The organism is Vibrio splendidus (genome assembly GCF_024347615.1).
Taxonomy (GTDB): domain Bacteria; phylum Pseudomonadota; class Gammaproteobacteria; order Enterobacterales; family Vibrionaceae; genus Vibrio; species Vibrio splendidus.
This window is the reverse complement of the sequence record NZ_AP025508.1, coordinates 3612116-3624877: the sequence shown is the minus strand read 5'-3', so window position 1 is coordinate 3624877 and position 12762 is coordinate 3612116. Positions and strand designations below refer to the sequence as shown.

Below are 12762 nucleotides of genomic sequence, written 5' to 3'. Positions count from 1 at the left end.
ACTGCAGTGAACTGCCCTTGCCAATAAGACATTTAGGCAACACCCAAGCGTGCTCTTACTACTTGTTCGCAAGCATCAATGTTCATCGTGTCTTTCGGGATAATTAGCACGGTGTCATTGCCGCCAACCGTACCGATAATCTCGGTATGTGGGTCGATATCGACTAATCTTGCGACCAACTGTGCGCAACCAGGGTTTGTTTTTACGATCACCATCGCTTGGTTGTGAGTAATTAATTCGATTTGTGATGAGATAGAGGCATCGACACGCACAGGCGCGCTTTCAACCGTGATGCAGTAAACCTTTTTACCACAGGCATTCTGAATTTTGACAACGCCAAGCTGTGACAAAATGCGAGAGACGGTCGATTGGCTGATACCTGTATAGCCAATGTCGACCAGTTTCTCGCGCAGTTGATTCTGGGTCGAGAAGCTTTGTTGTTGTAGTAAGCGTTTGCACGCGGCAGTCAGTGTTTTATCTTCAGCTGAATACAAGCAACCGTGCTCAGTGATTTGGTTCATGAACAACTCCTTAAGGTCAACGTGTTGATATCGCTTGTCCATAGCGCAGAACGCACTCCCAAAGCCGTAGAGTACGATTGTTAATTAGAGCTTACCGATGAACCCCGAAATAAGAGGGAGGGTATGCGAGATGTATGATCATCTATTCATTGAGTCTAACACTAAAGGATAGTTATCTTTTTGAAGGCGATCACCAAACAAAATTCTGGCTAATTGCTTTTATTACGGAGTTTTATTCTTTGGTTAAATGGATATTTATTCCGTGTTGGGAATAAATATCCATGAATTATTAAGGGTTTTTGTTGCGGAGGTAATAGCGCTAAGGGTTAGCGAATTTCACTCATGATCTCGCGAGAGAATACTTTTTCACAGTAGTGACATTTTAGCTGTACGTTTTCGTGTTTTAACTGCACTTTAAAGCTACTTTCGACAGGTTCACCGTGCGAAATACAGTTGCTATTTGGGCAAGCGAACACACTGTTGATTTGTTCTGGCAGCACAAGTGTTAGCTTGTTGACCACTTTGTACTCTTCAATTTGATTCACTGTCGCTTGTGGAGCGTATAGAGCCAATTGGTTGGCTTGTTCCTTGGTCAGAAAGATGTTCTCAATCTTGATTAGGTCTTTGTTGCCGAGCGCTGATGATGGCAGGTTTAACCCCATCGTGATGCGTTGTTCTGTTTTATGCAGTTTGAACAGTTTGAGAATTTTAATCCCAAGATGAGCAGGGATGTGGTCAATCACGCTGCCATTACGGATCGCTTCTACTTGTAGCTGAGTTTGTTTAACCATGACTGTATCTCCTGCTTATAAAGTGTCGTTTAGAACTAGGGCTAATAAAGCTTCACGTGCATACACACCGTTTTCAGCTTGTTCGAAGTAGTAAGCGTGTGGCGTTTTATCGACGTCAGTTGTGATTTCGTCGACACGTGGCAGTGGGTGAAGCACCTTCATGTTTTGGCGAGCGTCTTTCAGCGTATCGGCCGTCAGAATGTAAGCCGATTTCATGTGCGCGTATTCTGACGCATCAAAGCGCTCTTTCTGTACGCGAGTCATGTACAGCACATCCAGTTCAGGCACCACTTCTTCAATGCTGCTGTGGGTGCTGTATTGGATACCCATCTCTTCCAGTTCTTCACAGATATAATCTGGCATCGCTAACACTTCTGGCGCGATAAAGAAGAAACGCACGTTATTGAATTTTGATAGTGCTTGCGTCAATGAGTGCACGGTGCGGCCATATTTTAGGTCACCAACGAATGCCACATTGAGGTTATCGAGCGTGCCTTGCGTTTCGTAAATAGAGAATAGATCCAACAAGGTCTGCGTTGGGTGTTGGTTCGCACCGTCGCCACCATTCACAATTGGCACACCGTTAGAGAATTCAGAGGCTAAACGTGCTGCGCCTTCTTGTGGGTGACGCATTACAAAGGCATCAACGTAAGAAGAAATGACCTGCACCGAATCGGCAAGTGTTTCGCCTTTCTTAGCCAGCGATGTGTTTCCGCCATTATCAAAACCGATGACGGTGCCGCCAAGACGCTGAACCGCGGTTTCAAATGAAAGGCGAGTTCGAGTTGAAGGTTCAAAGAAGCAGCTCGCGACAACCTTATTTTTCAGCAGCTCTGGATTTGGCTCTGCTTTGAGTCTTGCAGCAGTATCGACGATAAGCTCCAGTTCATCACGAGAGAGCTCTGGAATGGAGATGATGTGCTTGTTAAATAACGAATGCGCCATAACGGGTCTTCCTTTTTCTATGCATACAGTCAAATTGCGGACAAAAAAAAGCCTCCTAAAAATAGGAGGCTTCGAAACGATCAATAGAGCAAAATAAAAATGACACCAACGCCATTCTAAGGCGTATTGGTTGACAATCATGTGCGACAAAATTGCGGTTCATTTTTTGCTCTCTTAAGACAAATTGCGGAGGATTATACTCAGATAAAAAGGCCATGCAATACTTTCTGTAAAGTATTCATTTAATAGATTTTTATGCGAAATAACGTCCGTTTTAAGCTTCCATTTAAGCCTTTGTTGGAACTGAGGTTCTCAGGATTTTTAAGGTAATAATCTATTCAACTACATGAAAAAAAATGCGAGCTTTATCCAAGGTCAAAATCCCAAGAACGCCACCCGCATTTCCCTGTCATTGCACCTAACTTATTAACGTCTTGCGAACAAGTGAGTGCTTAGCTTCTTAATTTTTAACGTCTTAACTGGTTAGTTTCTTAGGTAATTAGCTGCCTAATGTCGCAACCATGACTGCTTTGATGGTGTGCATGCGGTTTTCTGCTTCATCGAACACGATAGAGAATTCAGACTCGACCACTTCATCTGTCACTTCTACGCCATCTTTAAGCTGCGGATATTCAGCAGCAAGCTGTTTGCCTACTGTGGTATCTTCGCCGTGGAAAGCCGGTAGGCAGTGCATGAATTTCACATGTGGGTTGCCTGTTGCCTTGATCATGTCCATGTTGACTTGGTAAGGCATCATTAGGTTAATACGCTCAGCCCATGCTTCTTTTGCTTCGCCCATTGATACCCAAACATCGGTGTATAGGAAGTCACAACCTTGCACGCCTTCTTGAACATCTTCTGTTAGCGTGATTTTGCCGCCCGTGTGTTCTGCGATTTCACGACATTGAGCCAATAGCTCTTCTTGTGGCCAGAATTGTTTTGGAGCAACAAGGCGAATGTCCATGCCCATTTTCGCAGCGCCAACCATCAGAGAGTTACCCATGTTGTTGCGAGCATCACCTAGGTAAGCAAAGCTGATTTCATGCAGTTGTTTACCACGACCGTATTCCGTCATGGTTAGGAAGTCAGCAAGGATCTGTGTTGGGTGGAATTCGTCAGTCAGACCATTCCATACCGGTACACCCGCGTAAGCGCCTAGCTCTTCAACGATTTCTTGACCGAAGCCGCGGTATTCAATGCCATCGTACATACGGCCAAGAACGCGAGCGGTATCTTTCATTGATTCTTTGTGGCCAATTTGAGAGCCAGATGGGCCTAAGTAAGACACTCGAGCACCTTGGTCGAATGCGGCAACTTCAAATGCACAGCGAGTACGAGTTGATGTTTTCTCAAAGATAAGCGCAATGTTTTTGCCAGTCAGTGTTGGCTGTTCGTAACCGTTGTACTTCGCTTTTTTTAGCTCCATAGAAAGATCTAACAAGTGTTGAATTTCGCGTGGAGTGAAATCTAGTAGTTTTAGGAAGTTACGATTGCGTAGGTTAAAAGCCATGATGTATTCCTTCTTAGATTTAGGCGCTTTCTTGTTACAGGGAAAGAAAATTCAAGAAAGCGCGATTCAATTTTTTAGTTAAATTTGTTCGGTTCTGTTTGTTTCGTTTAATTCTGTTTTCGCAAGCTTTAAAAGCTCTCAAGGTTTCAGCTTCTCAAGCTTTAAGTTTTTCAAGATGATAAAGCTCGCTAGTGCGTTAACCTTTGGTGATATTGGTGCCCGCTTGGCCTTGCAGGATTTGCAAACCATCTTCGAGTGCGCCGATACCCACTACTTTTCCGCCTTGCTGAATGAATTCGCACGATGCTTCAATTTTTGGCCCCATCGAGCCTGCATCAAATGTGAACTTCGCCAATTCGCTTGGTGTGGTGCTGCGCAGTGCGTGTTGAGTTGGCTTGCCCCAATCAAGGTACACAGCCTCAGCATCGGTCAAAATAAGCAGCGCATCCGCATCCAGTTGTTTCGCCAAGAAAGCCGCTGACATGTCTTTGTCGATAACCGCTTCAACACCCACTAATTTGCCATTCTCTTTTTTCACTGGGATGCCACCACCGCCAGTACAAATTACTAGGTGACCCGCATCGATAAGCTGTGTGATCGCTTCGTGCTCAACAATGCCGGTAGGGCGTGGGCTTGGTACCACGCGACGGAAATGTTGGCCGTCAGGTTTTACTATCCAGTGGAATTTCTCCGCTAATTCACGCGCTTCTGCTTCTTCGTAGATCGGACCAATCGGCTTTGTTGGATCCGCAAATGCTGGATCGTTTGGATCAACCGTCATTTGAGTCAACATGCACGAGATGTTGCGGTCAGGCAGGTAGTTCTTGAACTCTTGCATCAGCATGTAGCCGATCATGCCTTGAGTTTCACTGCCCAATACATCCAGCGGATACGGGTTTACTTTTTTGTATTCCAAACCTTGCAGAGCAAGTAGGCCAACTTGTGGGCCATTACCGTGTACTAGAACCACGTTGTACACTTTCGCGATTTCAGAGATGGTTTTAACCGCGGTTTCAATATTACGGCGTTGAACATCGGCTTCTAACGGCTCACCGCGACGAAGTAGGGCGTTACCGCCGAGTGCAACAACAACAGTTTGCTTAGTCATAATTGTGTTCTCTCATTCTGGCCAAGCTGAGATTATTTAAGATCGTTCAACTTGGCCGTTTTCGTCTTAGTGATTAGATACCATCACGCTCAATTGGGCAGCTCATGCAGCGTGCGCCACCGCGACCGCGACCAAGTTCGTCTCCTGGAATCGGAAGAACCGTGATGCCTGCTTTGTCGTATTTTTCATTGGTGTAGGTGTTGCCTTCGTAGCCAATAACGACGCCAGGTTTAACCGTTAGAACGTTGTTTGCATCGTTCCACTGTTCACGTTCTGCATGGAAGTTGTCGCCACCGGTTGTGATTAGGTTTAGCTTGTCTACGCCAAGTGCTTTTTCGATAGCCGTTACGAAGTAGCCTTCTTCTTTCACTTTTACAGCGCCAGACTCATCGCCAGTTAGGTTCCAGCACTGCACGTCTTTACTTACCACTTCAGGGTAAACAGAGAACGTATCTTCGTTCATGTGAGTCATTACGGTGTCTAAGTGCATGCAAGAGCGGTGTTTTGGTAGCTGCATTGCGATAACTTGTGTCGCTTGACCGTGTTTGAATAGGCTAGATGCTAAGTGTTCAACACCTTGTGCTGTTGTGCGTTCAGACATACCGATAAGCACCGCGCCACGACCAAGTACAAGAACGTCACCACCTTCAATCGTAGAGTTGTCGTAATTGATTTTTTCTTCATCGCCGAAGTATTTAATGAAGTCTTGGCCTGCGAATGTTGGGTGCCAGCGGTAAATAGCACGAACGTGGTTTGTTTCACGTTGACGAGCTGGTTTCGCCATTGGGTTGATAGATACACCGCCGTATACCCAGCAAGATGTGTCGCGAGTAAATAGGTGGTTTGGTAGTGGCTCGATAATGAAGTCGGTTGGTGCGTGCATGCCTTGCATCATTGAAGATGATTTCATTGGCATCTCAGCGTAAGACAAACCGCCCGTTAGGATTTTTGCTAACTCTAGGTTTGGTAAATCGCCCAAGTAGCAGCGCACATCATTGGCGAATGTTTTACCCAAACGGTAATCAGATACTTGGCAGGTTAGTAGCCAATCTTTCGCTTCTGACACCGCTAGTGTGTCGGCTAGCAAGTCAGTAAGAAGAAGAACTTCAACACCTTGATCACGTAGCGTTTGAGTAAATGCGTCATGCTCTTTACCTGCACGCTCAACAGCCAGTACGTCATCAAATAGCAAATCGTGACAGTTAGAGGGTGTTAGGTGAGTCAGTGCGCGTCTTGGGCGGTGAACTAGAACGCGGCGTAATTGACCTATTTCAGAACCTACATAGAACTTACTCATGATCGTCTCTCTCTTATATATTTGAATTACTTTTATTGCTAAGAGTAATTATTTATTTTCAGTTGAGAAGAATGAATTATTTTATTCATATCTCTTGTCTGGAATTAATATTACGCCTGCTAGTCAGGTATTCTTAGAGATCTATCACAAATCGTTTTTTATCCCGTAGCCCTTTAAAATCAAGGGTTTTAACAAACTTTATGCACTTTCAACTATTGTCAGTCTTTTCTAAATAGTTAACTCCTTGGGAATATTATGCATGCTTTTTTCATTCACCTAGCTAGAATCCAATTTGTGAGGGATTATATGCAAAATGGTTTTATTGATAAGAATGAGCTTAGATTGGAAGTATGCAATGTTTTTATTTAGATATTTAATTTTGGATGTGGAATTAATTAGTTGTTAACAAAATAAATGCGAATAAAGCTATTGTGGTCACACTTTATAATTGGGTTTTTTAAGCCGGTTTCCTATAAAAATCACTACTATTTCCTCTTTGGTTATTACTGTTTAAATTACTTTAAATATAATTAACGCTAATAAATGACTAAATATTTGTATAAATATAAGAGCGAAGAATAGTTGGCGATTTATTAGCTTTAACCTTGATGTTTAAACGTTGGCTTACTCTTTGTCGCAAGTGGTTTTTGCTTGTTTAAGCTTTGCTACTGAGATAGGTCATAGAGAGGCGTTAAATGAAGCGTGTGCAGCTCGGCAGGTTGTTTTGGTGATTGGGTTGGAGTTGGATTAGATAGCAATAAAAAAAGCCGCTATGGAAGCGGCTTTGGATGAGAACGGAGTGAAATGCTTTAAGTTAGATAAGCGCACCAATACTTAGTACAACGATGCAGAACACCATTAAGATACCGACTAATGGCATTACCCATTTAACCCAGCGAACATAAGGGACGCGGGCAATCGCCAAGCCACCCATCACAACCGCAGAGGTCGGGGTGATTAGGTTCACCAAGCCAGATGCTGATTGGTAAGCGGTGATAACGAGGTCACGACCTACGCCAGCAAAGTCGGCCAGTGGTGCCATGATTGGCATGGTGAGTACGGCTAAACCAGACGTTGACGGCACTAAGAAGGACAACAAAATCTCTAAGAAGAACATTACGTTAATAAAGATAACTGAAGAAAGCCCCGTCACCATTTGTTCTGCAGAGAACAGAATCGTATCGGTGATCATACCGCGGTCCATCACGACCACGATACCACGCGCGATACCGATGATAAGCGCTACACCAAGTAGGTCGCGGGCACCATCAATGAAGCTAGTCGTAAACTCTTCTTCGCTCATGCGAGCCACAATACCGACAATGATTGTCGCGGCTAAGAACATCGCTGAGATCTCTGCCATCCACCAGCCAGCAACCGATACACCGTAAATCATCACAGCGAAAGAGCCACCGAAAATAGTGAGGATTAATTTACGCGTTGTGGTGAAATCAAGTTTTTCGTCGCTCGCGTTACCAAGGAAGTGCGCTTTGTTCTCTTCGTATTTGTCGTAGACAATCGATGTTGTTGGGTCAGCTTGAACCATTCTTGCGTAACGCATGACGTAGGCAACACAAATTATCCAACCAATAACGAGCATGGCAATACGCAGCATGATACCGTCAGTAAATGGGATACCAGAGGCGTTGGCAGCGATCACGGTTGCGAATGGGTTAATCGTTGACCCTAGCACCCCAATCCCTGCGCCAAGCAGTACGGTCGCAGCGGCAACCAGAGGGTCAAAGCGAGCGGCCATCATTACTGGTACTAGCAGCGTATAGAATGGCAGTGATTCTTCCGCCATGCCGTAGACGGTACCGCCAGCAGCAAACAATGCCATCAGTATCGGTATCATCAACTCTTCTCGCCCTTCTAGGCGGGCGGTGACGCGTTCGATACCGGCATCGATGGCGCCAGTTTTGGTTACTAGCCCTAAGAAGCCACCAATGATTAAGATGAACAGCGAAACATCGATTGCTGCAGCTTCATAGCTATTGTGGTCGTAGAAACCGTCAATAGGTGCGAGTAGTACGTCAATCACACCTTGAGGGTTACCTTCTACTGCTTGATAGGTGCCGGTTACCGGTACTTCTCGACCTAACTCTTCATTCATTGCTCGGTCGTATTGGCCTGCTGGAACAACCCAGGTAAGCAGGGCTACGAATGCAATTAGAATAAATAGAATGGTGTAGGCAGAAGGGAATTTAAAGTTGGCAAAGAAGCCGCCCTTTTTTTTCTCGCTTGGTATCGTCTGAGTCGTCATGGCTATCTCCTTACATCATCCTAAATAGAATTGACGTGAATTAGCGACTAATGTTTATAGATTGTAAATACAGTGACATTTATAAAGCATTCAACGATATAAAATTCTTGCCCTTATAGAGCGAGCATCTATATGACGTTGCCGACTTTAAATATAAGTATCTTTATATTTATATATCCAAATGAATTAAGATTTAATTTAACTGCGGTTATTTTATTCCTTACGTCGGAATTTAAGTTTGGTATTGTTCACAAAAATAGTGACCAATGAATAGGCTGAAAAACGTTAGAAAAAGAGCAAGGTTTTTTGGTTAGTTAGCTTGGATTAATATTCGATGTGAATTATAGGAAAACAAGGGGTGGTTGCGTTGGCAGGCATTATTAATGAATGGCGTGAATATTATTGGAATTTTATTCAAACTTTATTTTTGTTCGGATTTTTAGGTTTATAATGTTTATTTGATACGTATCAAATAAACACATTGTGCAGAAAAGAAAAAAGGAAGCCGAAGCTTCCTTTTAGGTTTGGTTTTTCAGCGAGTGTTAGATAAACAGACCGCCGAATGCGAAGCCGAGTGCTACCGCTGTACTGATTGTTGCCACACCAGGAATGAAGAATGGGTGGTTAAATACGTACTTACCAATACGCGTTGAACCTGTGTCATCCATCTCAACCGCTACCAGTAGCGTAGGGTAAGTTGGAAGTACGAACAGTGCACTTACCGCAGCAAAAGAAGCCACGGCTGTTAGTGGTGCTACGCCAATCGCTAGAGCTGCAGGCATCAGTGCAACCGTTGTTGCGCCTTGAGAGTAAAGCAGCATAGAAGCGAAGAACAGAACAAGAGCCAGCATCCAAGGGTAGTCAGCCAGTAGAGCACCAGCAACGTCTTTGATTTCAGCAACGTGTGCATTCACAAACGTTGAACCTAACCAAGCCACACCCAGTACACATACACACGCAGTCATACCAGAGCGGAATGTTGGAGCCGAAGAAATCTTCGCTGCATCAATCTTAGTGAACATCACGATTGCCGCTGCTGCTGCCAGCATCACAGACATGATCGCTTCGTTACGGCCTAGTGCTGGGTTTTCAATTAGGCCAACAGAGCTAGAGATAGCGGCTGCGTAGCAAACAACAAAACCAATCGCTGCAAGGAAGATGTAAGTCGCCTTCTTCGCTGTTGGTAGAATTTCGCGTTTCTCTTCTGTTGCTAGCTTGATTAGACCTTTCTCTAGACGTTCTTGGTAAATAGGATCGTCTTTCAGTTCGCTGCCCATGTAGTTCGCGACAACCGCACCAACCATACAAGCGATGAAGGTTGTTGGAATACAAACCATCAATAGCGTTAGGTAATCGACACCAAAGGGTGCCAGCATCGCTGCGAAAGCCACAACTGCTGCCGAAATAGGCGAAGCTGTGATCGCAATTTGAGAGGCTACAACTGCGATAGACAGTGGACGAGAAGGACGAACACCTTGGCCTTTTGCTACTTCTGCAATAACAGGCAACGTAGAGAATGCTGTGTGACCAGTACCCGCCATCAGTGTCATTACAAAGGTCACAATCGGCGCGTAAAAGGTGATACGTTCAGGGTGTTTACGCAAAAAGTTTTCTGCAATTTGTACCAACCAGTCCATACCGCCAGCAACCTGCATTGCTGCAATTGCGGTGATAACCGACATGATGATCAAAATTACATCGACCGGGATAAAAGATTGGCTTGTTGGAACACCAAGAATTAATGAAAGGGCAATAACACCAGCACCACCGGCAAAACCAATACCGATACCGCCAATTCTGGCCCCCAAAAAGATAAAGAGCAGGACGACAAATAGTTCTACTGCAATCATAAGTAACACCTCATTTTAGATTTTATTATGTGAACATTCGCCACTGGAATGTTCACATAATAGTTCTATGGTTTAGGTTTAATTAAGCAAAAATGCAACTAACGGAAATCCACAAGATCAGCAAGGTTAACCGTATTGGAGCCTAAAAAAGGGCTCCGTTTGGAGCCCTTTCTCGCTACCGTTATTCGTAGCGTTTAGCTTTATACTGAGGATGCATCAGATTTTCAACAGAGAAAATGTCATCAAGTTCTTCTTCGCTCAATAAACCGCGCTCTAGAACTACATCACGAACACTCTTACCTGTTTCCGCACAAATCTTACCAACGATGTCACCTTCGTGGTGGCCAATGTATGGGTTTAGGTAAGTTACGATACCGATAGAGTTAAATACGTGAGATTCACAGACTTCTTTGTTCACAGTAATGCCGTCTACACACTTGTCGCGTAGGTTCACACATGCGTTTGTTAGGATGTCTAAAGACTCAAACATGCTTTGTGCGATAACAGGTTCCATTACGTTCAATTGAAGCTGACCGCCTTCTGCTGCGAAAGAAACCGTGTTGTCGTTACCTAGAACTTTAAAGCAAACTTGGTTTACTACTTCAGGTACAACTGGGTTTACTTTAGCAGGCATGATTGAAGAACCCGCTTGCAGTTCAGGTAGGTTTAGCTCGTTGAAGCCAGTACGTGGACCTGAAGAAAGAAGACGTAAGTCGTTACAGATCTTAGACAGTTTAACCGCTAGACGTTTAAGTGCACCGTGCGTCATTACGTATGCGCCACAGTCAGACGTTGCTTCGATAAGATCTTCAGCCGCTACACATTCTAGGCCAGTTACTTCTGCTAGGTGCTTAACTGCTAGGCCTTGGTAACCCGGAGCTGCGTTCAGACCAGTACCGATAGCCGTTGCGCCTAGGTTAACTTCAAGCAGTAGTTTTGAAGTGTATTCTAGGTTTTTGATTTCTTCGTTGATGGTTACAGCCCAAGCGTGGAACTCTTGGCCAACCGTCATAGGTACAGCATCTTGAAGTTGAGTACGACCCATCTTCAAAATTGTGTTGAATTCTTGGCTCTTAAGCTCAAATGCACCTTTTAGGTATTCGATAGCATCGATCAGTTTACGAACGCTGTTGTAAACAGAGATGCGGAAGCCTGTTGGGTAAGCACAGTTTGTAGATTGGCTGCGGTTAACATGGTCATTCGGGTTGATGAACTCATATTGGCCTTTTTCTTTGCCCATAAGTTCAAGTGCCACGTTTGCCACAACTTCGTTAGCATTCATGTTTACAGAAGTACCAGCACCACCTTGGAATACATCCGATGGGAACTGATCCATGCACTTACCCGTGTCTAGAATTAGGTCACAAGCTTCGATGATGTACTTAGCCACTTCGCTTGGGATTACACCTAACTCTTTGTTTGCTAAAGCCGCTGCTTTCTTTGTCATCACCATACCGCGAACGAATTCAGGTACATCTGAGATCGTTACATTTGAGATGTTGAAGTTTTCAACTGCGCGTAGAGTGTGGATGCCGTAGTAAGCATCAGCCGGAACATGACGTTGACCTAATAGATCTTCTTCGAGACGAGTAGCTTGAGGAGCTTCAACTTGAGCTTCTGATTGAGTAGCCATAACAGGATCCTTAGAGAATTATTCTGATTATATAGTTAGTTATTAGCCTATTCTGTGTGCAAATACTCCGTTCGCTAGAATATTGGGCTGATAAATCCGTCCTGACTTATGTGGCACATGATACTGTACTTAGCGCATAAAAATATTAAGTTGATCACCTTTTTCGTTTTTGTTTCGTCAATATTTAGCAAACTTATTCCGGGTCAATAAACACGCTTATTTACAGGATAAATTTGAGATTGGTAGGGCTTTCAGCGTAAACTGGACGTAACAAAGGAGGGCGTGTGTTTCCTATCTTATTATTACTCTTTATCTTCGTACCCATCATTGAGATTGGGCTATTTATTCAAGTTGGTGGCTTCTTAGGATTGTGGCCAACTATCGCGTTGGTTTTGATCACTGCATTTGTGGGTGCATCGCTTGTTCGTAGCCAAGGCATTCAGACACTTATGTCTGTTCAAGGTCGGTTGCAACAAGGCGAAATGCCAGCACAACAGATTCTTGAAGGCGTGATGCTTGCGGTTGCAGGCGTATTGCTGCTGACTCCGGGCTTTATGACGGACGCACTCGGTATGTTGGTATTGTTACCAGCACCAAGAGCGATGATTGCCAAGAAAATGATGGAAAAAATGGTGGTGACCAATATGTCTGGTGGTTTCCATGCGGGTGGACAAGCTGGTTTTGGCCAGAGCCCATTTGGACAAGACCCATTCAATCCAGGTCCATCTGACCAATCAAAAGACGGCAACACCTTTGAGGGTGAGTTTGAGAAGAAAGACGACGACAACGATCGTAACCGCTTAAATTAATCCGTTTTTTCTATTCTTTGTTTTTCTCTCTTCTT

The 12762-nt window shown here is 44.3% G+C and carries 10 protein-coding genes; 1 reads left to right on the top strand and 9 read right to left on the bottom strand.

From position 1 onward, the window contains the following. Nucleotides 1-32: 32 nt before the first annotated feature. The 9 genes from OCU90_RS16305 to aspA form a co-directional block, all read right to left on the bottom strand. Nucleotides 33-521 (bottom strand): arginine repressor, encoded by a 489-nt coding sequence (locus OCU90_RS16305; RefSeq protein ID WP_004729722.1) that lies wholly within the window; start codon nucleotides 519-521, stop codon nucleotides 33-35. A gap of 326 nt (nucleotides 522-847) precedes the next feature. Further along, on the bottom strand, nucleotides 848-1312 hold the full coding sequence (gene pyrI, locus OCU90_RS16300) for an aspartate carbamoyltransferase regulatory subunit (protein WP_004729721.1): 465 nt from the start codon (nucleotides 1310-1312) through the stop codon (nucleotides 848-850). A 15-nt stretch (nucleotides 1313-1327) separates the two neighbouring features. After that, entirely contained in the window at nucleotides 1328-2257 is a 930-nt protein-coding gene (pyrB, locus tag OCU90_RS16295) for an aspartate carbamoyltransferase (RefSeq protein WP_004729720.1), read from the bottom strand. Nucleotides 2258-2756: 499 nt separating this feature from the next. After that, nucleotides 2757-3767 (bottom strand): ornithine carbamoyltransferase, encoded by a 1011-nt coding sequence (locus tag OCU90_RS16290; RefSeq protein WP_017094773.1) that lies wholly within the window; start codon nucleotides 3765-3767, stop codon nucleotides 2757-2759. 196 nt (nucleotides 3768-3963) lie between these two features. Beyond that, entirely contained in the window at nucleotides 3964-4875 is a 912-nt protein-coding gene (gene arcC, locus OCU90_RS16285; protein WP_004729718.1) for a carbamate kinase, read from the bottom strand. A 73-nt stretch (nucleotides 4876-4948) separates the two neighbouring features. Further along, entirely contained in the window at nucleotides 4949-6172 is a 1224-nt protein-coding gene (gene arcA, locus OCU90_RS16280; RefSeq protein ID WP_017077581.1) for an arginine deiminase, read from the bottom strand. An 814-nt stretch (nucleotides 6173-6986) separates the two neighbouring features. Beyond that, a complete protein-coding gene (locus OCU90_RS16275) occupies nucleotides 6987-8435 on the bottom strand; it encodes a YfcC family protein (protein ID WP_061023602.1) in 1449 nt (482 codons plus the stop codon). Between the two features lie 542 nt (nucleotides 8436-8977). Further along, complete coding sequence (locus tag OCU90_RS16270; RefSeq protein ID WP_061023600.1) at nucleotides 8978-10285, bottom strand: anaerobic C4-dicarboxylate transporter; 1308 nt, start codon at nucleotides 10283-10285, stop codon at nucleotides 8978-8980. 181 nt (nucleotides 10286-10466) lie between these two features. Next, a complete protein-coding gene (aspA, locus tag OCU90_RS16265) occupies nucleotides 10467-11918 on the bottom strand; it encodes an aspartate ammonia-lyase (RefSeq protein WP_004729713.1) in 1452 nt (483 codons plus the stop codon). Nucleotides 11919-12202: 284 nt separating this feature from the next. Here aspA and OCU90_RS16260 point away from each other — a divergent pair, with 284 nt between their 5' ends. Continuing rightward, the gene (locus OCU90_RS16260) at nucleotides 12203-12727 is read left to right on the top strand and encodes an FxsA family protein (RefSeq protein WP_061023598.1); all 525 of its coding nucleotides are present in this window, start codon (nucleotides 12203-12205) and stop codon (nucleotides 12725-12727) included. Nucleotides 12728-12762: the final 35 nt, after the last annotated feature.